This is a genomic window from Bacillus halotolerans (assembly GCF_004006435.1).
GTDB lineage: Bacteria > Bacillota > Bacilli > Bacillales > Bacillaceae > Bacillus > Bacillus halotolerans.
The window spans coordinates 818161-839630 of sequence record NZ_CP029364.1 but is presented as its reverse complement, the minus strand read 5'-3'; the positions used below and the strand labels follow the sequence as shown (position 1 = coordinate 839630).

Sequence of the window (21470 nt, the reverse complement as noted above, 5' to 3'; positions counted from 1 at the left end):
AAATTGAAAAAAGGCAGGTGAAGTAAGGACAAGATTTGTTTGTGCTGGGCTATTCACGATAGCTTATGACAAACGCACATTTGTGTGAGAGAAAATTAAATGGGGACATGCCGGAGAGATTTAAAAAAAATCCGTTTATTTTTTCCAGATGAAGGTTTAAACATTTCAGAAGCTGGGTATTGTCTATGGCCAAGCGGAAATGCGGCGATGCTGCCGCTGTCCGCCTGCGTGATTGTATATTGTTTTGCGTTGGTGTATGTGCAAAAGAGGTACAGGAAATGTCTTTCGGAGTAATTCGTGCTGCTGGAGTGTTATCTGCCGTGATGTTTCATGCTGATCCAGAAAGGGTCTGCTGTATTGTTCAACATGTTGTTTTCGGGCGGCAAATTCTCGACCTGAAGCATGTCTCAGGATGTTGATGAGCAATAGCGGCGGGTGAGGCGGGAAGCCTTTAAATACATATCATATGATCACACACGGGCGTTTTGCCCCCAAGAGGTGATTTCTTCTTTAATTCGAATATTGAGCAGACTGTCCAGCTCTTGGCTGCATTGAATCGTTTCTTTCGAATTCATACCGTATTTTTGTGCTGTTTCAATTAGCATAACTCTCATTTCTTCAATTTTTGTATTCATGAAACAATCTCCAATTCTAGATTTTATTTTGATGCATACTGGATATAGATAGTATAACCTATTTTGGCTGAAAAGGTTGCCTTTCGTCAATTTGACTAAAAAAGCGACAATTTTTGCTGCGGTCTTTTTGACTTGCTCTGGCTGAGAAAGGACTATAGTCTCGCCAGGTGTACTTGTAAAAAGTCCTGCCGCTCTTCGATTTCGCGCAGGATATTTGCTTGCTCCTTCTCTAATTGTAAGGGGCTTTTTTTTATGTGAGGATCATCGCTTGCTCTTTGACAAATGTCAAAATGCCAGTCTCTGATAAACGGAGACAGACGGTCAATCGTAAACTCCCGGCTCAGCACGTTTTTCATTAGCGCGTGATATTGTGCCCGGAAAGCTGGGATGGAGAGAAGTCTTGACGCAAGTGTACGGCCGTTTGTCAATAGAGGGTCTTCTTCTGTAAATCCGTATGCGGCAAGCGCTTTTGTTTCCATTGGAGCGATGTGAAAGCGGCCGGCCTCGTTCAAACAAAAGCCGTAATAAAAGGCTTGGCGGGTGCAGGCGCTGCCGATCAGCCACAGGAAAAACAGCTTTACATCAAGATACATTTTAATTCGTTCGGCAAATTCGTCATCCTCCGCTGTACAGATCAGCTTGAGAAATTCACGTAAGTATGCGGTGCGCTGTCTGTTTTCAATGGAAGCTTCGTGTTTGAAAACAGACAGCGGAACCCTCGGATCGGTATCCTTCACTTCATAAATGGCTCCTTTCGGAAGCCGGCGATTCTCATCGAGCCCATCAATTTTCAAATAAATGCCTTCCCTTTGGCCATTGATGATCAGAAAGATGTAAGAAGCATCCTGGGAAGCGACGCCGATTTGATGAAAAAAACAATAAGCAAGCCTGCGCCGCATCAGTGAAGGATCATCTTGTTCCGCATTCAGATAAAACTTTTTTTCACCGAGCGGAGACTGATCACAGTTTATTTCATAGGACGCCTTTTGCAGGCTGTCACGCTGTGTGAGAAAAATGGGAGAAACGATTCTGTCTGTCATCATCAGTCCTTTGGCAGTCCCCGTTCTGTTAAGCTGCTGCCGACGAAAAAATAAATGTATGCTTTCCATATTCTTTCCTCCTCCTCAGAAGCCATTTGTATGATATGTACAGCGAGCCAGTCCCGAAACGGGAATGAAAACACGCATTTGATAAAAAGGAATTTCAGCATTCGACAGAGAATAACTTGAAGTAGAACTCTGATTTAAAAGATGATGGAGGAATAACATGAAATTTGCGACAGGGGAACTTTACAACCGAATGTTTGTCGGCCTGATCATTGAAGATGATAAAATTATGGACTTGCAAAGGGCTGAAAAAAAACTGTTTGAACTTGAGACGATTCCGAGTTCGCTGATTGAGTGTATCGCAGAAGGGGATAAATTTGTTGCGCATGCAAGGCAGCTGGCCGAGTGGGCGAAGAAACCAAATGATGAGCTTGGATCATTTATTTACTCATTATCTGACGTGAAGCTCCATGCGCCTATTCCTAAGCCGTCAAAAAATATCATGTGCATCGGCAAAAACTATAGGGATCACGCAATTGAAATGGGCAGCGAGGCTGACATTCCGGAGCATCCGATGGTATTTACAAAATCGCCTGTAACAGTCACTGGCCACGGTGATGCGGTAAACAGCCATGAGGAGGTCACCTCTCAGCTCGATTACGAAGGAGAGCTTGCTGTCGTCATCGGAAAAAGCGGCACCCGCATTTCAAAAGAAGAAGCTTATGACCATATTTTCGGATATACGATTGTGAATGATATCACGGCGCGGGATCTGCAAAAAAGACATAAGCAGTTTTTTATCGGAAAAAGTCTGGATACGACATGTCCGATGGGACCTGTGCTTGTACATAAATCGTTAATTCCCGATCCGGAGCGCCTTAAGGTTGAAACGAGGATCAACGGTGAGCTGCGCCAATCCGGCTCGGCAAGCGATATGATTTTCTCTGTCGCGGAATTAATCGAAACTCTTTCAATGGGGATGACGCTTGAAGCGGGGGACATCATTGCGACCGGCACGCCGTCTGGTGTAGGAAGAGGCTTTACACCGCCGAAATTTCTGCGGCGAGGCGATCAAATCGACATCACGATTGAACCCATCGGAACGCTGTCAAATCAAATCGGCTGATCATAAGGAGGGCGGCACAGGAACCGCCCGCTTTTTCTGTGAATCATCTTTGTAGCCAGGGACAAGTTCGTGGTACTATAAGTGGGGTAATGTTATCTGATAGGGGGAACATGTATGACACACATGCATATTACATCATGGGTGGTAGCGCTGATCCTGCTTTTCGTCAGCTACTCGCTGTATTCATCAGGAAGTGCGAAGGGCGCCAAAATCACTCATATGATTCTGCGGTTATTCTATATCATTATTATTTTGACAGGTGCTGAGCTGTTTGTCCGTTTCGCCAACTGGAACGGGGAATACGCTGGAAAAATGCTGCTTGGCATTATCACCATCGGCCTGATGGAAATGCTATTGATCCGCAAGAAAAAAGAAAAATCAACTGGCGGACTGTGGATCGGCTTTATCATTGTCCTTGTGCTGACAGTGCTGCTCGGTCTTCATCTGCCGATTGGATTCCGATTATTTTAATAGAAAAAGCTTGAACCCGGTTCTAAAGAGAATCGGGTTTTTTTATATGGTTCCTCCCTGATATTCCAAATCATTTAAAATAACCTTAAAATTCCCTGTAAGCGGTATCTCGGCCTATGAAATTATGATACTCTTCAAAAAGATTCATTATTTTACAGGAGGGATAACATGAAACGAAGAAAATTCAGCTCTTTTTTGGCGGCAGTGCTCATTTTCGCACTGATCTTCAGCCTTTTTTCTCCAGGCACCAAAGCAGCTGCTGCCGGAACCATTGATGTAGCTGGTGTGCTGGAAAAAGGAAAAGAACAAACGGGAACCATGAAGGAACCGGAGCAGGCGAAATGGTATCAAGTGAATCCGGGAAAGGCAGATATTCAGAAAGACTCTCATATGGCACTGACTGTTAAGAGTGATGCTGTTCTGAATGTATCTGTCTACCCAAGCAAGGAAAAAGCGCTTAAAGATGAGACGTTTGACATGTACCGTTCCTACACAGCAGAGGATGGAAAGAGTGAAATTGTTTTTCCTTATGCATGGAGCGGCCCTTACTATGTAAAGGTTGAGAACCTTGGGGAAGAGGAAACGGAAGACGGAGGAAGCGCAGAAGCAGCTGCCGAAGCCAAATATACGATTGGATATACAGGCACCAAAAAGCAGCCCTCAGATCTGGAAGAGGCAGAAGCCTGCCCGGTGGAAATGAGTGTCGATCAGAAAAAATCGGGAAAAGGCATTCTGGCAAAACTGAGAGCGATTCGTGATGAGCAGCTCAGCCAAACAGCAGAGGGCAAAGAACTGACAAGCCTTTACTACAAAGCGGCTCCATTTATTGCTGCAAAACTCGCACTCAATAAAACAGAGAGAAATGAAGTCTATCAAGATCTTGTGACGTTAAAACCGATGTTTGACGATGTGTCAGAAAATGGCGCAGCGTCTGCATATAAGGTAACCGAAAAGGATCAAAAAGCAATCAATCGGTTATATGAAACAGCTTTACAATCCGTTCCGTCTTTCCTGAAAAGGGATATAAAGAAACAGGCGGAGCGATTAAACATCACAAAGCTTGAGGGCAAGACGGCAGGAGCGGTTTTATCTGAAAACAGCCTGGCGGCAAAAAGCGAAGTTCAGACAACAAAGGTGATTTTTAAGGTAAAAGACAATAAAAGCCTCTCATCAGTACATAACGAAATGAAGGGCTTTTCTGCCAGCGCGCAATCGAAACAAGACATTTCCAATGTGAAAAAGGCAAAGAAACTGTTTGACAACCTCTACTCTTTTGAACTGCCGAAGGATCAAAAGCAAAGCGGGACATACACGGCAAGCGCAAAACGTGTGAAAAGCGCTGCCGCGACATTATCCAAAATGTCTAACGTAGAATTTGCTGAACCGGTTCAGGAATACAAAAGCATGTCTAACGACGTTCAGTACTCTTACCAGTGGCCGCTTAGAAACAATGGTGAAAACGGCGGCATCAAAAATGCAGATGTCAAATATGAGCCTGCCAGCACATTGCTGTCCAAGCGCAAGCTGAACGATACATTGATTGCGGTTGTGGACACAGGTGTAGACAGTACGCTTGTTGATTTAAAAGGGAAAGTAAGAACCGATCTGGGACACAATTTTGTGGGACGGAATAACAATGCAATGGATGATCAAGGGCATGGAACGCATGTCGCCGGCATTATCGCCGCCCAAAGTGATAACGGCTATTCCATGACTGGCCTGAACGCCAAAGCGAAAATTATACCGGTTAAGGTGCTTGATTCAACAGGCTCCGGAGATACTGAACAAATTGCCCTCGGCATCAAATACGCAGCTGACAAAGGAGCAAAGGTCATTAACTTAAGCTTAGGCGGAGGCTACAGCCGCGTGCTTGAATTTGCTTTGAAATACGCGGCTGACAAAAACGTCCTGATTGCGGCAGCCAGCGGAAATGACGGAGCCAATTCCTTATCTTACCCAGCTTCCTCTAAATATGTCATGTCAGTCGGAGCGACGAACCGCATGGATATGACAGCAGACTTTTCTAACTACGGGAAAGGTCTCGACATCAGTGCGCCGGGTTCTGATATCCCGAGCTTGGTGCCGAACGGAAATGTGACGTACATGAGCGGAACGTCCATGGCGACGCCTTATGCGGCAGCTGCGGCAGGGCTGCTGTTTGCGCAAAATCCGAAACTTAAAAGAACAGAAGCAGAGGAACTCCTGAAAAAGACAGCGGACGATATTTCCTTTGAAAGCGCCGACGGTGAAGAAGAGGAAATGTATGACGATAATGGCGATCCAATCGAAATTCCCCGCATTCCAGGAGTTGACTGGCATTCCGGATACGGCCGGCTGAATGTGATGCAGGCTGTCAGCGCTGTTGATTTACAGGTGAAGGTCAATAAGCTGGAAAGCACGCAAACAGCCGTCAGAGGAAAAGCGAAAGAAGGCACGCTGATCGAGGTGATGAGCGGCAAGAAAAAACTCGGCAGTGCCAAAGCGGGAAAAGACGGTACATTTAAAGTCAGCATCCCGACTCAGAAACAAGATAAAGTCCTGCATGTGAAAGCCTCAAAAGGCGATGCAAAAACATCCATACAAGTGGTTGTCGTGAAAGGAAAACCATCCGGCACACCGAAAGTAAAGGCTGTCAAAACGAAAGACACAGCAGTAAGAGGCACGGCCAACAGCAAAGCGGTGATCAAAGTGAAAAACAAATCGAAAAAAGTGATCGCTTCTGGTAAAGCTGACGCAAAAGGTGCCTTTACGGTAAAAATCAAAAAACAAAAAGCCGGTACGGTGCTGTACGTCACGGCAGCTGATACGGATAAAAAAGAAAGCAAGGCTATAAAGGTTGTTGTAGAAAAATAAAGAAAAAGCGGTGCCGCAGCACCGCTTTTTTATTTGCGTCCCCGCTGGACCGCTGAATACATAATGGAACGTTTTCCATCGGAAGCCGTCCATTCGAACCGGTCGCCAGCCGTTCCTCTGCTGTAATGGTGCTGCAACGCGCATTGGGCGGTATCATTTGAAAAGTGATAAAAGGAAACACCCTGTTCCTCTGAGATATTCGAAAAGACCTCTTTATTATAAGAAAACACGCAATCGAATACCGATAAACCAAAGCTGTGCAAATGCTGCAAAAAAGCGAGAAAGGTTTCATCATCCAGCGAATCCAGAAGCGTCATAAGCGGACGTTTTACCGATTTTTCATAGCGTATGCATTCTCCGCCGGAAAGGGAGATGTCTTCTCCGCAACATGTCAGAACCATTTTGTCCTGGAAATCGGCCTGCTCCCACTTCCCTTCGCGCTGAATCCAGATCGGTCTGTTTTGAAGACTTTCCGCCAGCAGCACTTCACCTTCCTGGTTTTCGATTAAGCATATGCCTTCTTCGACCAGAATGGTGCCGTATTCCCATTTCTGTTCATCTTTATATAGAAATTGTTTTCGTTTCATAAATGAAGTGCTCTCCTTTTTTCTTCGTTCCTCTCTTTTCTTTCCAATACAAGCCTGTCCCATACAACTCTTTTGTGGACAAATCAACTATCTGTCTATAGATGCATAAACTTACTAAGGTGCTGAAAGAAACGAATTTGATACCGAAAGAAACGGGATTGGAGCTGATATCACATGTGTGGAATTACGGGTTGGGTCGACTTTAAAAAGCAGCTCGTCCAAGAAAAACAAACGATGAACAGAATGACAGACACTCTTTCCAAACGGGGGCCTGATGATTCTAACGTTTGGGGAGAGCACCATGTTTTATTCGGACATAAAAGGCTTGCGGTTGTTGATATTGAAGGCGGACGCCAGCCGATGGCATGCACCTATAAAGGGGATACGTACACAATTATTTACAATGGTGAGCTGTATAACACGGAAGATCTGCGCAAAGAGCTGCGGGCGCGGGGCCATCAGTTCGAGCGGACATCTGATACCGAGGTGTTGCTGCACAGCTACATTGAATGGCAGGAGAATTGTGTGGATCGCTTGAACGGCATTTTCGCCTTTGCCGTGTGGGATGAAAAGCGTGATCTGCTGTTTGCGGCGAGAGACCGTCTTGGCGTGAAGCCGTTTTTTTATACGGAGCAAGGCTCTTCTTTTCTCTTCGGATCAGAACTCAAAGCCATCCTCGCACACCCCGAGGTGAAGGCGCGGGTGGACAGAACGGGTCTCTCTGAAATTTTCGGGCTCGGACCGTCCAGAACCCCGGGGACAGGCGTGTTTAAAGGCATTAATGAAGTCCGTCCAGCCCATGCGCTGACGTTTTCTAAAGACGGACTGAACATATGGCGTTATTGGAATGTCAAAAGCGAGAAACATACGGACAGCTTTGAAGACAGTGTGGCCAATGTGAGATCGTTGTTTCAGGATGCGGTGACGCGGCAGCTAGTGTCGGATGTTCCGGTTTGTACGTTCCTATCCGGCGGACTTGATTCGAGTGCGATTACCGCCATTGCCGCAGGCCATTTTGAAAAGGAAGGAAAAGCCCCGCTTCATACTTATTCGATTGATTACGAAGAAAACGACAAATTTTTTCAAGCGAGCGCCTTTCAGCCGAATGACGACGGGCCGTGGATTGAAAAAATGACAGAGGCTTTCGGCACGACGCACCATAAATGCGTCATCAGCCAAAAAGATCTCGTCGATCATTTGGAGGAAGCCGTTCTGGTCAAAGACCTGCCGGGAATGGCTGATGTCGACTCATCCCTATTGTGGTTTTGCCGTGAAATCAAAAAGGACTTTGTCGTCAGCCTGTCAGGAGAATGCGCGGATGAGATTTTCGGCGGATATCCTTGGTTCCATACAGCAGACGTTGAGTCCGGTTTTCCATGGATGAGATCAACTGAAGAGCGGGTGAAGCTGCTCTCCGATTCGTGGCAGAAAAAATTGAATTTGAAGGAATACGTACATGCGAAATACGAAGAAACCTTGGCCGAAACGCCGTTATTAGACGGTGAAACAGGTGAGGATAAAGCAAGAAGACAGCTGTTCTATTTAAATATGCTTTGGTTTATGACCAATCTTTTGGACCGGAAGGACCGCATGAGCATGGGGGCGAGCCTTGAGGTGCGGGTGCCGTTTGCAGATCATCGGCTCGTTGAATATGTCTGGAATATCCCATGGGAAATGAAAATGCATGACAACCGGGAAAAAGGCATTTTGCGAAAAGCGCTTGAAGGCATTTTGCCTGATGAAATCTTATATCGTAAAAAAAGTCCGTATCCGAAAACGCACCATCCTGAATATACAAAAGGCGTCAGCGAGTGGCTGAAAGCGATCAGGAGCCAAAAGGACTCCGTGCTCCATACCTTGCTGGACAGAAACCAATTGGATCAGCTTTTAGACACGGAAGGCTCCTCCTTTCAGGTCCCATGGTACGGACAGCTGATGAAAGGACCGCAGCTGATCGCCCATCTTGCCCAAATTCATACATGGTTTGAGGCGTATCGGATTGATATTGACGAGAGGTAGGTTCTATGCAAATGTTTTTAAAAGCCGGAGATGTATAGATTAAAATAAGAAAGGATAGATGGGCAGAGAAATATATGCTCTATCTATCCTTTTTTTTACAACAGCAATATCGAAGTGTTGTTGCGCCAAAGTCCCCACGTTCCTTCAATATGAATGAATAGGTTCTAATGTTCTGCCGATAAAACTAGCTGATACTGGGCTTAACTTTAATTCCCTAGCCCATACAGAAAGTTGACCAATATGGTGGATTTCGTGAGCGATTATATGGTGTAATATTTCATCTCGCGTATATAGAACATCTTTCTCCCAAGGAACGCTTACAAGTTCATCTTTTATTTGCTCTGAATGTGTTTCTAAAACATCAATAATTTCAGATCGGAATGTATTTGAGAGGGATTTCACTTTATCGAGTGTTTGATAATCAGCGAACTGAACAACGATATCTTCTTTTCCTTGGATAGCACGAACCCAACTATATTCCACGTCAATAATATGAAAAAGGGTATATAAAATATTCTCTACCCCGCCAAGATGGTTTTTAAGTAACTCTTCAGTGCTTAGTTGATGACACCAAGTAAACCATTGATCTCTAACCTGCCAGTTATATTCAAAAAATTTTATCACTGAACTCACTCCATTACTATAATGTATTAAATAACAATTAGCCCTTTTTTCCGTGATTCCTCTTTTATTGAAGCAGTGATTGAGAAGTGTTTAATCTCTATCTGTTGTATGGCATTAAAAATAAAAAAGCATATCTCGTTGATGGTCCTGTTCAGACTAGGTATTCGAGGTTTATATGATTGAAGCAGCATGTTGCGCATTTTTCATTCTTGTTACTTTTACAAAGTAAGAATCGGCTTTTTCTTCATATACAATTAGGAGAAAACATAATAGACTTGAAGAAGCAGTGATACATAGGAGTGAAAAGAAATGAAAGAGATAAAAGAAGCCTATCAGCAGTGCGGACAGATTGTCAGCGAATACGCGCCAGCCTGTTTCCGCGCATTCTCATTTCTCCCGCTGAAGCAAAGACAAGCTGCTTGGGCGGTTTTGGCGTTTTGCCATACGGCAGCCAGTGCAGATGAGAAGGCGATACCTGTATTTGAAGCTGAGGCTGAACATGTTTTTCAAAGGGCAAGTAACGGGAAACACGATTTGTGGAAAGCGTTCAACCATGCGTATCAGACATTTACATTAGACAGCGAGCCTTTTCGGGAGTTCCTTGCCGCAAAGAAAGATGAATCGAAGACGCATGAAACCCTTGATGAACTGCTCATGGACGCATATCAGACGGGCGGAAACGCGGGATTGATGCTGCTGCCGATGCTGACGCGCCGAAATCAAGATCAGCTCAAACAAGCAGCGGTCTCTCTCGGCTTGGCCATACAGCTGATTCGAATTTTAAACGATCTCGGCACGGACCAGCATCAAAAAAAACGCATTCCCCGCCAGGTGATGCAGCAATTCGGCTATACGGAAGACGATCTCCAAAAAGGCACCGTCAATAAAGCGTTCACGATGATGTGGGAGTACATCGCTTTTGAAGCGGAGGCTTACCTTGAAGAGTGCCTGGATGCCCTGCCGCTTTTCCCTCAGTATTCTCAAAAAGTGGTAAAAGCTGCAGCTCAGCTGTACCGAGCCATTCTGGAAAAAATCCGAGCGGAGCAGTATAACGTATTTGGACACAAGCATGCCTTAACAGACAGCGAAGCAAAATTGATTCTGTCCGAGCTGTAAAAAAACACCCGGCTTGTTCTGCCGGGTGTTACGCCATACCTTTTTGAATCCAGATCCGTGAGCGCCATCTTCTGTACATTAAGATTCCCCGGACCCATTCGTCCGCGATAAAAGAAATCCATACGCCGGCAAGCCCGAAACCGAGATGAATGCCGAATAGATAAGCAAGCGGAAGGCCGATGCCCCACATGGAAATCATCGCCATGTAGACCGGGAATTTCGCATCCCCCGCGGCGCGCAGAGAGTTAATAATAATCACATTAAACGAGCGGCCCGGTTCAAGGATGATGGTCATCGCAATCAAAAGGCTTGCGGTAGCAATAATATCAGGGCTTTGTGTGAAGATGCCGATAAGGTCTTTTGAAAAGATTGTCATCAAAACAGATGTGGCCGCAGCAATTCCAAGCGCCCAATACAAGCTTTTCATGCAGCGCTCATATGCGGCGTCAAACTGTTTGCCGCCGATATAGCGGCCGATTAAAATTTGCGTGCCTTGGCTGATCGCAGTCCCGAATAGCAGAATAAACATCGTAATATTTTGCGTATACACTTTGGTTGTTAAAGCCTGCGCCCCCATGATGGCAATAAAATAAGTGACAATCATTTGCGAAAGGTTATAAGAAAGCTGTTCGCCTGCTGAAGGAATGCCGATTTTCAGCAGCTTGCGCAAATGGTCTTTATGCATATGAAATACTTTTTTCAACGACATCTTCAGCTGAATGCGTTTGTTGACAATGACAATCATCGCGATTAATCCGATAACACGCGCGATAGATGTGGACATGGCAACACCGGCTACGCCGAGAACTGGAAAGCCGAACAGACCAAAAATGACAACAAAGTTTCCGGCAATGTTTAAAATGTTCATGCCGATTGTGACAAACATTGTATCCTTTGTGTAGCCATAGCTTTTTAAGATCGCGCTGAATGTCATGATTAAAGCCTGAATAAAGGACAGACCTCCGACAACTTGTAAAAAGACTTTAGCGTCAGGCATCAGCTCATTTGATAATCCCATCATATGAAGCAGAGGAACTGCCGCAAAAAAGATGAGAGCGCTGATCGCAAGGCTGATGAAGAAGTTGGCTGCGATTGACACATAAGCGACTTCCATAGCTTCTTTCTTTTTCCGGGATCCTAAAAATTGTGAGATGACAACAGTTGTTCCTGTTGCGATAAAGCTGAACATCACGATAATTAAATTCAAAATCTGGTTGCTGACGCCGACTGCCGCCACACTGTTATCTGAGTATTGGCTCAGCATCAGTGTATCAGCATTACCCATAAACATATATAATGAGACCTCAATAAAGATCGGCCAAGTAAGCGAAAATAATGAGAACGATTTGTCAGCGGGTTTTTTCAAAGCAGTTGATTTGAAGACAGCTTGTTTCATAGTGTCTAACCCCTTTCGTAAATAAAATCAACGTTTTAAAGTGTACCTCCATTTCCTTATAATAAAAAGGGAGAGAAACGATACTTCTTGCAAAAATCCGACTTAAAAAGGAGGGTGATCAAATTGCCTCGCATCCTGTTTACAGTCCCGCCTTTTCCGGTATTTATCGCAGCCGGAGAAGGGGTTTTTAAAAAAGGAGAAACCCATGTCAAACGCGTTTTTTCTGTATTTGATCTGATATACGTCAAGCAGGGGACGTTATATATCACTGAAAATGAAAAATCGTTCTCTGTTGAAGGGGGCGAATATATCTTGCTTTCTCCCGGTCTTGAACACTATGGGACAAAGGGCAGTGATGAAGCGACCTCCTATTATTGGCTTCACTTTGATGAACATCAATATGAATTTACTGCAAAAGGGGGCAGCAATTGGGCAGAGCTTCAGCAGGAAAAGGGGAGCTTCGAGGAGCCGGCCCGCTATGGACTCGCATTGCCGAGAAAAGGCAAGGTGCAGCGCCCGCAATTTATGGCGCAGCAGTTTGAAAGGCTCATTGATTACTCCGCAGAAAACTCCGATTTGCCGCTCAGAAAACAAATCTTGTTTGAAGAGCTGATGCTGCACCTTCAAAAGGAGGCGTTTCAAATTCCGTCTGCAAAAGAGCGGGTGGCATGGGAGGCGGCCCGATACTTACAGGAGCATTATAAGGAGAAAACGACAATCAAGGATCTGTCGCTCGCCCTGCACTATAATCAGGATTATGTGACCCGCTGCATGCAGCAAGTGCTTGGTGTCACGCCGGGGCAATACACAAATCGGGTGAGAATGACTGAAGCAAAGCGTCTTTTATCCTCGACAAATGATAAAATGGGCGTCATCGCGGAAACGATTGGAATGGAGGACCCGACATACTTTTCAAAGCTCTTTAAGCAAATTGAAGGCATTTCACCAATTGAATACCGGAAAATTGTCAGCCGGAAAGTTCAATGAGCAGACGAGGGATGAAGATGAAAACGACAATTTACGATGTGGCGAGGAAGGCGGGTGTCTCGATCACGACCGTATCGCGCGTCATTAACCATACGGGCCGGATCAGTGACAAAACAAGGCAAAGGGTCATGAATGTGATGAAGGAAATGGAGTACACGCCCAATGTCCACGCCGCTGCTTTATCGGGAAAGCGGACCAATATTATCGGCCTTGTGACGCCTGATATTTCAAACCCGTTTTACGGCGAGCTCGCGAAAAGCATAGAGGAAAGAGCGGATGAGCTTGGTTTTCAGATGATCATTTGCAGTACCGATTACGATCCGAAAAAAGAAACGAAATATTTTTCTGTCCTAAAGCAAAAAAACGTAGACGGCATCATTTTTGCGACAGGAATTGAGAATCATGACAGCATGTCAGCTTTAGAGGAAATCATTAGCGAACATATCCCGCTCGCCATGATTTCTCAGGATAAGCCCCTTCTTCCGATGGATATTGTTGTGATGGATGATGTTCTCGGCGGGTATGAGGCTGCCAAGCATCTTTTGTCACTGGGCCACACGAGGATTGCCTGCATTGTGGGTGACGGGTCAACGACAGGTGAAACAGACAGAATCAAAGGATTCCGGCAGGCGATGGGGGAAGCGAATGTGCCGGTCGATGAGTCGCTGATTGTTCCGACACGCTTCTCTTTGGAGAGCGGAAAGGAAGAGGCGGGAAAATTGCTGGACAGGGATAGGCCAACCGCTATTTTTGCTTTTAACGATGTATTGGCCTGTGCCGCCATTCAGGCAGCGAGAATAAGAGGCATCAAGGTTCCGGATGACCTGTCCATCATCGGGTTTGATAACACCATCCTTGCTGAAATGGTCGATCCGCCCCTGACAACGGTAGCCCAGCCGATTAAAGAAATGGGGCAGCGCGTCATTGAACTGCTGGCGGAAGAAATCGAAGGAAAACGAAAGGCAAAACAAAAAATAGTGTTATCACCCGAGCTAGTGATCAGACATTCTACAGCACCGTTCAAGAAAAGAATCCGATAATGCAGCGGGTTCTTTTCTTTTTGACAGCGAAGGCGAAAAAGATATTGCATGGGAAGAAAGGACATTGTAAAATGAAATCACCTTTTGAGAAAGCGCTTGCGCAAAAATATATCGGCCAAATAGTGGATGAACCGCTATTTTTTTAATCATTCTGGTAAAGCGCTTTCATTAGGCGGTAAAAAAGGAGAATAAGGAGATGAGGACATGGGAAATCGAGTAAGATGCGCGGTATTAGGGTTAGGGAGACTGGGATACTATCACGCAAGAAACCTTATGACCAGCGTTCCGGGAGCTGAGCTTGTCAGTGTCGGTGATCCGATGACAGAAAGAGCCGAGCAGGTCGCTAAAGAATTCGGGCTTGAAAAATGGTCGGATGATCCGCATGAGATTTTAGCAGATTCCGAGATTGATGCAGTGGTCATCGTAACGCCGACAAGCACACATGGGGAAATGATCATCAAAGCGGCGGAAAACGGCAAGCAGATTTTCGTTGAAAAACCGCTGACATTAAACCTTGAGGAATCAAAATCAGTTTCTGAAAAAATAAAAGAGACAGGTGTCATCTGCCAAGTCGGTTTTATGAGGCGTTTTGATCCTGCATATGCGGATGCGAAACGGCGGATAGACGCGGGAGAGATTGGCAAACCCATCTATTATAAAGGCTTTACACGCGATCAAGGGGCGCCTCCCGCTGAGTTTATCAAACATAGCGGAGGGATCTTTATCGACTGTTCCATCCATGATTACGATATTGCCCGTTATTTGCTCGGAGCGGAGATCACTTCTGTTTCCGGACACGGCCGGATTTTAAACAACCCGTTTATGGAACAATACGGCGATGTTGATCAGGCGCTGACGTATTTAGAGTTTGATTCCGGCGCAGCGGGGGACGTCGAGGCAAGCAGAACCTCTCCATACGGCCATGACATCCGTGCAGAAATTATCGGGACAGAAGGCAGTATTTTCATAGGGACATTGAGAAACCAAAATGTGACCATCCTGACCGCTAAAGGGAGCAGCTATGAGATCATCCCAGACTTTCAAACTCGTTTTCATGAAGCCTACTGCTTAGAACTACAGCATTTTGCAGAGTGCGTCCGGAATGGAAAAACACCGATTGTGACAGATGTCGATGCGACGATCAATTTAGAAGTCGGCATCGCCGCGACCGATTCGTATCGAAGCGGCAGGCCTGTACAGCTTGATCTGGAGCGTGCTTATACAGGTATGTAAAAGTTAATAGGTTCCATTTGAGGCTTTTCCGCCAAAAAAAGCAAGGACAGTTTAGCCCTTGCTTTCTCTTTTCTCATATAAATAGTACATATAATCAGTAGGTACGCCTGAATGGCCCAGCTGTCTTAGCATGGCTGTCACGTTCCCTCTGTGATAAGTGCCGTGATTGACGACATGCAGGATGGTGTCTGCATAGGTTGATTCCAGTGTACCGAGTTTCGGATGCTGCATGGAGAAGGTCTGTTCTAAGTCCGTTTGGCGGCTGAAGAAATGATGATACTGTAATTCCAACTCGGAAGCGTGCAGTTTAATCGCTTCCATATTGCCATGCGCGGACTCGAATTTGCCTGTGCCGTCTATAATCTCTTGGTAGTCCACTCCCGAAAGAACGTTCAGCCATATGTAGTCAGCCCTGCACATATGAAGCAGTACGTCACTGACTGAAGGGAATACGCTCTTTACTTCTTGATAAGCAGTTTCCTCCGGCAGGTGTTCGATATGGTTCAAGATTCGCTTGTTCGCCCAGGAATGGTAGTCATAAAACTGTTTAGCATCAGTCACAAACATCGCCCCCTTTTCTAAATAGAATTCGATGTTTGGGCTGTGGTTTCCTCCAGTTAACGAAAGATCGAGAACAAGAAATAGACGGCGGCAGCCCACATTACCACCGCAGAACATTTGTTTACGATCAACATAAGCCTGCCGCTCGTATCTATCGTCTGAAACAGCCGGCCCGCTATTGCAAGACTGATAAACCAAATCCAAGACACAGCGATGCAGGCGGCCATAAAGAGCCATTTCTCCAGTCCAGAATATTGTAAAGAGCTTGTACCGATGACGCCGACAGTGTCTAAAATGGCGTGCGGGTTTAACAGAGACACGGCTGCGGCAAATGCGGCTTGTTTCTTTGCTGTGAATATATTGTTTTCTTTGTCATCCGTTTTCGGACGGCTGTTCCATGTCACCCAGCCCATGTAAATGAGAAACAAAAATCCCACGGCCATCATTCCCGTCTCAAAAACAGGCACCTGCTGCACAATGACAGATACACCCGCAACCGCTAACACAATGAGCAGGGTATCGCAGACAGAAGCACTGATGACGGCTGGAAGCGCCAGCCAAATATGCCTTTGCCACGCTCCCTGCTGAAAAATAAACACATTCTGCGCCCCCAGCGGCAAAATTAAGCTGAAGGCCAGCACGATTCCGTGAATCATTGCATTCATGCTGAAAAACTCCTTTCACATCTGTTTTTCTCATAATAATAGAGAAGATTTTACATGTCTCCGGCCATTTGGTTGGTTTTGAAACCAGCCAAATGTATAATGTGAAAAAAAGGGGGCTTGACGTTGTCACATTGGCAGCCAAGCCGTGAATCGGACATTCCGCTTCATCGGCAAATCGAACAATATATAAAAGAAAAAATTCTCCATGGCGAGTGGGCTGTAGGGACGAAAATTCCGTCGCAAAGAACGCTGGCGGATATGTTTCAGGTCAACCGAAGCACAGTGACATCGGCGATTGATGAACTCACGTCTCAAGGTCTGTTAGAGGGGAGAAGAGGCGGCGGCACAAAGGTAGTAAACAGCACATGGAGCGTGCTTGCGTCAGCTCCGCCGCTTGATTGGAGCACCTATGTCCGCTCAGGGATTCATCATCCCAATTCTTCTATCATTCAGGATATCAATAAAAACGAGGCGCGAGCGGATATCATTCGGCTGGGGACGGGAGAGCTTTCACCAGAGCTGCTGCCGGCTGAAACGATGCGCAGGATGTTTCAGCAAATCAATCCGCATGTTCTGTCTTTAGGATACGAACAGCCGAAAGGAAATATAGACCTGCGGGAGGCGGTGGCTGAGCATTTAAAAACAAAGCATATCAATGTGTCACCTTCAGCCATTTTAATTGTATCCGGCGCACTGCAGGCGCTCCAGCTCATTTCGATCGGGCTTTTAAAGCGGGACTCAGTCATTTTGACAGAAAAACCTTCCTATCTTCACTCTTTGCATGTTTTTCAATCCGCAGGGATGCGGCTTCGCGGTGTGCCGATGGATGAAGAAGGAATGCAGGCGGGGCTGATTTCAGCTTACCGGAAGCAATACGGGGGCCAGCTGCTTTACACAATTCCGTCGTTTCATAATCCGACTGGCATTGTCATGTCAGAGAAGAGAAGGGAAGAGGTTGTCAGTCTGTCAAAAAAAGAGCAGCTGCCGGTCATTGAAGATGCTGCGTACGGTGATTTGTGGTTTGAAGAACAGCCGCCGCTGCCGTTAAAGTCGATGGATCAGGAAGGCAATGTCCTGTATCTCGGCACGTTTTCGAAAACAGTAAGCCCCGGTCTTCGAATCGGCTGGCTGGCCGGCCCGGAACCAGTTATTGAAAGGCTGGCTGACATTAAAATGCAGACGGATTACGGATCGAGCGGCCTCTCTCAATGGGCCGCGGCGCAATGGCTGTCACAAGGATATTATGAAGAACACCTCGCTTGGGTAAGAAAGGAGCTGAAGAAAAGGAGAGACGCGGCACTTCAGCTTCTTCAGCAGTATGCAGGAGATATTGCAGAGTGGGAAATCCCAGCCGGCGGCTTTTATATATGGGTCACATTCCATAAACAACTGCCTGTCAGGCAGCTGTTTCTTGAATTATTGAAACAGCAGGTGCTGGTGAACCCCGGTTCCGTTTATGACGGCGATGACCGGCGCAGCATCCGGCTGTCGTATTCCTATGCGTCTCTTCAGGATCTGAAAATCGGCATCAAGGCGGCTGCAGATACAGCCCGCCGCCTGATGACGCAGGCTTAAGCTAGACGATGACAGCTCCCAGCGCTCTCGCAAAGGCCATTGCGTGCTCCGGAGCAATTTTGCAGCCCTTTAATTTGTCTAGTGAGACATGGATCTGTTCAAACCGGCAGGAACTGATGTCCACGTTTTGAAGTGACGTACCGGTAAAGTTGGCGCCCTCCAGTTCGCACGCATCAAAGTGTGTCTGCTGAAGCGCCATGCTGCTGCATTCACTTTGCAGAAGGACACAATGATGAAACAGAACGTGTTTCATATTTGAATAATAAAATGAACTGAATTGCCCGTGACATTCCTCGAACGACACATTCCGCAGCGTTGAGTCCGCCAAGTTCATCCCGACCATTTTCGATTGCTTAAATAAAGTTCTGTGCAGAACAGCTCCGCTGAAATCGGCGTTCGATACATCACATTTTTCGAAAATCACATCTGTCAGCTCAATAAAACGAAAGGAAACATCGATAAACACGACATTCCGAAATACGGTTTTTTCAATACAAAGCCTGTCTATGTCCTCACCGGAAATTGAACAATCTTCAAATAAATGCATGCTGATCACATCATTTGTTGCAGCCGTTTCATGAAAATCGGCAGCTTGCAGGTTTTCTGGTACGTACGGTTTTTGAATCGCTGTTTTATTCATCATTTGACATCCTTTACATTCCTGCATGACCTAAAGCCATCAGGATCAATTTCATTGATCGTTTCCGCGGATTGATACATATAGTAAAACGTGAAGAGCCTTTTCTGGGTGCTGCACCCCGCTTGTTTTGTAAGCATAAATGCAAAGCTTCCCGCACGTCAAGGCGTTTACAAGACGGGAAAGAAAAGGGAATAGGAGGAATGTGGAGTGGGGCATTACGTAAAAACCGAGGAGCATGTGACACTGTTTGTGGAGGATATCGGGCATGGAAGGCCTATTATCTTCTTGCATGGCTGGCCGCTGAACCATAAGATGTTTGAATATCAAATGAATGAGCTGCCGAAAAGAGGATTCCGTTTTATTGGCATCGATTTTCGGGGCTACGGTGATTCCGACCGCCCGTGGGAAGGCTACGATTACAATACGATGGCAGATGACGTGAAAGCCGTTATTTATACGCTTCAGCTTGAGAATGCGATTCTCGCCGGCTTTTCGATGGGAGGTGCGATTGCGATCCGTTACATGGCAAGGCATGAGAGCGCCGATATCGATAAACTGGTTTTATTGTCAGCGGCCGCGCCTGCATTTACAAAGCGCCCGGGCTATCCGTACGGCATGAGGAAACAGGACATTGATGACATGATTGAACAATTCAAAAGCGATCGGCCGAAGACGCTTGCTGACCTGGGAAGACAGTTTTTCGAGAAACAAGTTTCTCCGGAGTTCCAGCAATGGTTCCAGAATCTTTTGCTGGACGCTTCCTCTTACGGAACGATTCACTCAGGCATTGCGTTAAGAGACGAGGATCTCAGAAAGGATCTGGCGGAAATCAAGGTGCCGACACTCATCCTGCACGGCAGAAAGGACAAAATCGCTCCGTTTGATTTTGCAAAAGTATTAAAACGCGGCATAAAGCAATCGGAATTGGTTCCGTTTGAAAACAATGGGCACGGGCTCTTTTATGAGGAAAAAGAAAAAATAAACAGCCTGATTGCGCAGTTTGCTAAATAAAAAAACCCGATCAATGTCGGGTTTTTTAAATGATGCCTTTGTGCTGCAATTTTTTGATGATCAAATCAGCTCCATCCGCAATGGACGTTTGGTCAGATTCAATGATCAAATCGGGAGAAAGAGGCGCTTCATAGGGAGAATCAATCCCCGTGAAATGTTTAATGTCTCCGTTGCGCGCTTTTTTATAAAGGCCTTTCGGATCCCGCTGTTCGCAAATCTGGAGCGGGCACTTCACATAAATTTCGAGAAATTCTCCATCGGGAAACAGCGCTCTGACCATATCCCGATCCTCTCTGAACGGAGAAATAAAGGCTGTTAAGGTCATTTGGCCGCTATCGACAAACAGCTTCGCGACTTCCCCGATCCGGCGGATGTTTTCGATTCTGTCCTCAGTCCGAAAGCCGAGATCTCGATTCAATCCGTGGCGGATATTATCGCCGTCAAGGACATAACTCCGAATTCCCATGTGATAGAGCTTTTCATCTACGGCATTGGCGAGCACTGATTTTCCTGAGCCGGACAGACCGGTAAACCAAAGGGCGCAGCTTTTATGTCCGTTTAAGCTCTGTCTGTCAGATTTTTGGATCACCGCTGGATGCCAAACGATATTCGGGTTGTGTGTCATTCTGATCCCCCGCTGTTTCTCTGAATGGCAACAGGCTGCTGATGGAGCCCTTTTATCAGCACGCTTGCAACTTCGGGCCGGCTGAATTCTTTCGGCGGCTTTTTGCCCTGGCGGAGAAGCTCCCTCACTTTGGTGCCTGATAAATGGATGTGATCTCTCGCGCTGTGCGGACACGTTTTGGAGGTGCCCATATTTCCGCATTTCCGGCAGTAAAAGCTATGCTCAAAAAACAGCGGCTTGATGCCCAGCTCTTCTTCAGTGAATGATTTGAAAATGGTCTGTGCGTCGTACGTTCCGTAATAGCTGCCGACACCTGCATGATCGCGTCCGACGATAAAATGGGTGCAGCCGTAATTTTTGCGGACGAGCGCATGGAAAATCGCTTCACGCGGTCCGGCATACCGCATGGCGGCAGGGAACACCGATAACATCACCCGATCCTTTGGATAATACTGGTCAAGCAGTACTTGGTAGCTTTCCATTCTGATATCACTCGGAATATCATCTGATTTCGTTTCTCCTACTAGCGGATGAAGCAGCAGACCGTCGACGGTTTCCAACGCTGTTTTTTGAATATATTCATGGGCTCTGTGAACGGGATTCCGCGTCTGAAAGCCGACAATTGTTTTCCAGCCGAGCTTTTCAAAGGCCGTTCTCGTTTGTGCCGGCGCTGCATAAAACTGTTCGAAGGACTTATCGGGAAGGCGGCTGACAAGGATAGGCCCTCCAATATAAAAGTCCGGACGCTCCAGCAGTTTTTTTACTCCGGGGTGGGCGGGATCGTTTGTTTTATAAACAGACAGCGCCTCCTGTGTTTTATCTGGCTGATAGATATCGGTCACTGTCATCATGCCGTACGTCACGCCGTGTTTCACAAGCTTCACGTGATTTCCGACAGACAGCTGTTTGGCTGTTTCTTCGCTGACAGGCAGCGTAATAGGCAGGCTCCACGGCAAACCGTTCGCCAGCCTCATCTCTTTCACAACGGAATGATAATCTTTTTCTCCCAAAAAACCTGTTAACGGGCTGTAGCCGCCGATCGCGATAAGCTCGAGGTCGCTCAGTGCCAGCTGATCAAGCTCAGCTTCGCAAGTGCAGCCATCAAAAGTGCATGCGGGATCGAAGCGGTTGATTAACACCCCTCCATGGGGCTCGATTGCATTCACGTGCTTAACCTCCATCTTTGCGTTTTACATTGTTTTTTAATAGTCTGCCATTTCTTCGCTGGACGGGCTTTCTCATCAATAGAAAATGTAGATT

General features: G+C 46.2%; 19 protein-coding genes and 1 pseudogene. 10 read left to right on the top strand and 10 right to left on the bottom strand.

Annotated elements, in window-relative coordinates; all coding sequences use genetic code 11:
* Positions 1-470: 470 nt before the first annotated feature.
* On the bottom strand, positions 471-635 hold the full coding sequence (locus DIC78_RS04225; protein ID WP_024120848.1) for an aspartyl-phosphate phosphatase Spo0E family protein: 165 nt from the start codon (positions 633-635) through the stop codon (positions 471-473).
* A 152-nt stretch (positions 636-787) separates the two neighbouring features.
* Positions 788-1744 carry a CotH kinase family protein gene (locus DIC78_RS04220; RefSeq protein WP_127695506.1) on the bottom strand — a complete coding sequence of 319 codons (957 nt, stop codon included), beginning with the start codon at positions 1742-1744 and terminating at the stop codon, positions 788-790.
* Positions 1745-1901: 157 nt separating this feature from the next.
* On the opposite strand from DIC78_RS04220, the gene DIC78_RS04215 reads away from it, so the two are divergent.
* From DIC78_RS04215 to DIC78_RS04205, 3 genes are all read left to right on the top strand, one after another.
* Positions 1902-2807, top strand: a complete 906-nt coding sequence (locus DIC78_RS04215) for a fumarylacetoacetate hydrolase family protein (protein WP_106020579.1) — start codon at positions 1902-1904, stop codon at positions 2805-2807.
* 114 nt (positions 2808-2921) lie between these two features.
* Positions 2922-3278 (top strand): YisL family protein, encoded by a 357-nt coding sequence (locus DIC78_RS04210; RefSeq protein WP_044156468.1) that lies wholly within the window; start codon positions 2922-2924, stop codon positions 3276-3278.
* 168 nt (positions 3279-3446) lie between these two features.
* The gene (locus DIC78_RS04205) at positions 3447-6131 is read left to right on the top strand and encodes a S8 family peptidase (RefSeq protein ID WP_127695504.1); all 2685 of its coding nucleotides are present in this window, start codon (positions 3447-3449) and stop codon (positions 6129-6131) included.
* 29 nt (positions 6132-6160) lie between these two features.
* On the opposite strand, the gene DIC78_RS04200 is transcribed toward DIC78_RS04205, so the two are convergent.
* A complete protein-coding gene (locus DIC78_RS04200; protein WP_106020577.1) occupies positions 6161-6718 on the bottom strand; it encodes a DUF2777 domain-containing protein in 558 nt (185 codons plus the stop codon).
* Between the two features lie 174 nt (positions 6719-6892).
* On the opposite strand from DIC78_RS04200, the gene asnB reads away from it, so the two are divergent.
* A complete protein-coding gene (asnB, locus tag DIC78_RS04195; RefSeq protein WP_127695502.1) occupies positions 6893-8737 on the top strand; it encodes an asparagine synthase (glutamine-hydrolyzing) in 1845 nt (614 codons plus the stop codon).
* 144 nt (positions 8738-8881) lie between these two features.
* Here asnB and DIC78_RS04190 read toward each other — a convergent pair whose 3' ends face one another.
* Positions 8882-9361, bottom strand: coding sequence for a DinB family protein (locus DIC78_RS04190; protein ID WP_127695500.1), 480 nt, complete (start codon positions 9359-9361; stop codon positions 8882-8884).
* A gap of 286 nt (positions 9362-9647) precedes the next feature.
* On the opposite strand from DIC78_RS04190, the pseudogene DIC78_RS04185 reads away from it, so the two are divergent.
* Positions 9648-10477: pseudogene (locus DIC78_RS04185) on the top strand (phytoene/squalene synthase family protein).
* 28 nt (positions 10478-10505) lie between these two features.
* Here DIC78_RS04185 and DIC78_RS04180 read toward each other — a convergent pair.
* Positions 10506-11873: an MATE family efflux transporter gene (locus tag DIC78_RS04180; RefSeq protein ID WP_059293074.1), complete on the bottom strand. Its 1368-nt coding sequence runs from the start codon at positions 11871-11873 to the stop codon at positions 10506-10508.
* A gap of 123 nt (positions 11874-11996) precedes the next feature.
* Between DIC78_RS04180 and DIC78_RS04175 the strand changes: the two genes are divergently transcribed.
* The 3 genes from DIC78_RS04175 (at position 11997) to iolX (ending at position 15133) form a co-directional block, all read left to right on the top strand.
* The gene (locus tag DIC78_RS04175) at positions 11997-12860 is read left to right on the top strand and encodes an AraC family transcriptional regulator (RefSeq protein ID WP_095713660.1); all 864 of its coding nucleotides are present in this window, start codon (positions 11997-11999) and stop codon (positions 12858-12860) included.
* A 17-nt stretch (positions 12861-12877) separates the two neighbouring features.
* The gene (locus tag DIC78_RS04170; RefSeq protein WP_024120859.1) at positions 12878-13900 is read left to right on the top strand and encodes a LacI family DNA-binding transcriptional regulator; all 1023 of its coding nucleotides are present in this window, start codon (positions 12878-12880) and stop codon (positions 13898-13900) included.
* A gap of 204 nt (positions 13901-14104) precedes the next feature.
* Positions 14105-15133 (top strand): scyllo-inositol 2-dehydrogenase, encoded by a 1029-nt coding sequence (gene iolX, locus DIC78_RS04165; protein ID WP_127695496.1) that lies wholly within the window; start codon positions 14105-14107, stop codon positions 15131-15133.
* A 51-nt stretch (positions 15134-15184) separates the two neighbouring features.
* Here the strand turns inward: iolX and DIC78_RS04160 are convergent, their stop codons facing one another.
* Positions 15185-15694 carry a DinB family protein gene (locus DIC78_RS04160; protein WP_106020571.1) on the bottom strand — a complete coding sequence of 170 codons (510 nt, stop codon included), beginning with the start codon at positions 15692-15694 and terminating at the stop codon, positions 15185-15187.
* Between the two features lie 56 nt (positions 15695-15750).
* The gene (locus tag DIC78_RS04155; protein ID WP_106020570.1) at positions 15751-16359 is read right to left on the bottom strand and encodes a LysE/ArgO family amino acid transporter; all 609 of its coding nucleotides are present in this window, start codon (positions 16357-16359) and stop codon (positions 15751-15753) included.
* A gap of 117 nt (positions 16360-16476) precedes the next feature.
* Here DIC78_RS04155 and pdxR point away from each other — a divergent pair, with 117 nt between their 5' ends.
* Positions 16477-17934, top strand: a complete 1458-nt coding sequence (gene pdxR, locus DIC78_RS04150) for a MocR-like pyridoxine biosynthesis transcription factor PdxR (RefSeq protein ID WP_127695494.1) — start codon at positions 16477-16479, stop codon at positions 17932-17934.
* A 1-nt stretch (position 17935) separates the two neighbouring features.
* Here pdxR and DIC78_RS04145 read toward each other — a convergent pair whose 3' ends face one another.
* Positions 17936-18574 carry a pentapeptide repeat-containing protein gene (locus DIC78_RS04145; RefSeq protein WP_127695492.1) on the bottom strand — a complete coding sequence of 213 codons (639 nt, stop codon included), beginning with the start codon at positions 18572-18574 and terminating at the stop codon, positions 17936-17938.
* 207 nt (positions 18575-18781) lie between these two features.
* On the opposite strand from DIC78_RS04145, the gene DIC78_RS04140 reads away from it, so the two are divergent.
* A complete protein-coding gene (locus DIC78_RS04140; protein ID WP_024120867.1) occupies positions 18782-19585 on the top strand; it encodes an alpha/beta fold hydrolase in 804 nt (267 codons plus the stop codon).
* A gap of 25 nt (positions 19586-19610) precedes the next feature.
* Here the strand turns inward: DIC78_RS04140 and cysC are convergent, their stop codons facing one another.
* Positions 19611-20210 carry an adenylyl-sulfate kinase gene (cysC, locus tag DIC78_RS04135; RefSeq protein ID WP_127695490.1) on the bottom strand — a complete coding sequence of 200 codons (600 nt, stop codon included), beginning with the start codon at positions 20208-20210 and terminating at the stop codon, positions 19611-19613.
* Positions 20207-21376: a sulfate adenylyltransferase gene (gene sat, locus DIC78_RS04130; protein WP_101860830.1), complete on the bottom strand. Its 1170-nt coding sequence runs from the start codon at positions 21374-21376 to the stop codon at positions 20207-20209. The genes cysC and sat overlap by 4 nt, the downstream gene beginning before the upstream one ends.
* Between the last annotated feature and the right edge of the window lie 94 nt (positions 21377-21470).

Coding starts and splice junctions, on each gene's coding strand:
- DIC78_RS04220 (WP_127695506.1), bottom strand. CDS start 1,744: ATGGAAAGCATACATTTATTTTTTCGTCGGCAGCAGCTTAACAGAACG.
- DIC78_RS04170 (WP_024120859.1), top strand. CDS start 12,878: ATGAAAACGACAATTTACGATGTGGCGAGGAAGGCGGGTGTCTCGATC.
- cysC (WP_127695490.1), bottom strand. CDS start 20,210: ATGACACACAACCCGAATATCGTTTGGCATCCAGCGGTGATCCAAAAA.
- asnB (WP_127695502.1), top strand. CDS start 6,893: ATGTGTGGAATTACGGGTTGGGTCGACTTTAAAAAGCAGCTCGTCCAA.
- DIC78_RS04210 (WP_044156468.1), top strand. CDS start 2,922: ATGACACACATGCATATTACATCATGGGTGGTAGCGCTGATCCTGCTT.
- DIC78_RS04145 (WP_127695492.1), bottom strand. CDS start 18,574: ATGAATAAAACAGCGATTCAAAAACCGTACGTACCAGAAAACCTGCAA.
- DIC78_RS04215 (WP_106020579.1), top strand. CDS start 1,902: ATGAAATTTGCGACAGGGGAACTTTACAACCGAATGTTTGTCGGCCTG.
- DIC78_RS04205 (WP_127695504.1), top strand. CDS start 3,447: ATGAAACGAAGAAAATTCAGCTCTTTTTTGGCGGCAGTGCTCATTTTC.
- DIC78_RS04180 (WP_059293074.1), bottom strand. CDS start 11,873: ATGAAACAAGCTGTCTTCAAATCAACTGCTTTGAAAAAACCCGCTGAC.
- iolX (WP_127695496.1), top strand. CDS start 14,105: ATGGGAAATCGAGTAAGATGCGCGGTATTAGGGTTAGGGAGACTGGGA.
- DIC78_RS04155 (WP_106020570.1), bottom strand. CDS start 16,359: ATGAATGCAATGATTCACGGAATCGTGCTGGCCTTCAGCTTAATTTTG.
- DIC78_RS04200 (WP_106020577.1), bottom strand. CDS start 6,718: ATGAAACGAAAACAATTTCTATATAAAGATGAACAGAAATGGGAATAC.
- DIC78_RS04225 (WP_024120848.1), bottom strand. CDS start 635: ATGAATACAAAAATTGAAGAAATGAGAGTTATGCTAATTGAAACAGCA.